General features: G+C 35.5%; 1 protein-coding gene. It reads right to left on the minus strand.

The genetic code is table 11. The annotated features are described in order from the left end of the window. On the minus strand, positions 1-626 hold a 626-nt coding region (locus tag QOS06_RS10705; RefSeq protein ID WP_283596043.1), incomplete at both ends, for an RNA-guided endonuclease TnpB family protein.

Below are 626 nucleotides of genomic sequence, written 5' to 3' on the forward strand. Positions count from 1 at the left end.
AATTTCTCCCAACGATACAACTTTTTATGGTATTTGTCTTCAAAATGATTGATCGGTTCCTTGCATCCATCTGAAAGATTAAGTAATGACTTAAGTCCTAAATCGCCACCAATATATTTACTTGTTTTAGGAAGAGTTTGGTTTTCGCTTTCCACTAAAACAGTAATGTAATATTGACCAGCAACGTTCAGACGAACAGTGACATTCTTAATTTTACCCATTGGCAATCGACCAGCTCTAAAATAGACGATACCGAGTTTTGGTAACTTTATATGATGGCAATCTAAAACTTTAATATTGCCATTAACGTACTTTGAATTGTAGCTCTGAGAATATTTTCTGGATTTAAATCGAGGGAACTTATTTTGACCTTTAAAAAAGCGTTGAAAAGCATCGGCTAAATTGCGATTAGCACTTTGCAAAGCAGTTGATTCTGCTTGTTTCAACCAAGGATACTCAACCTTAAGTTGTTTCAACAGATTATTCATCCCAAAGGCATTCACAAATTTAGCTTCCGGATTATTCTTGCGCCGTTCAATTTGCATATTAAGCATTTGATTCCATACAAAACGAACACAACCGAAGGTTTGCCAGAGCTGATTTCGTTGTGCTGAATTTGGATAGAT

The sequence above is a fragment of the Limosilactobacillus sp. DJ3M12 genome, assembly GCF_947381695.1.
GTDB classification, from domain to species: domain Bacteria; phylum Bacillota; class Bacilli; order Lactobacillales; family Lactobacillaceae; genus Limosilactobacillus; species Limosilactobacillus kinnaridis.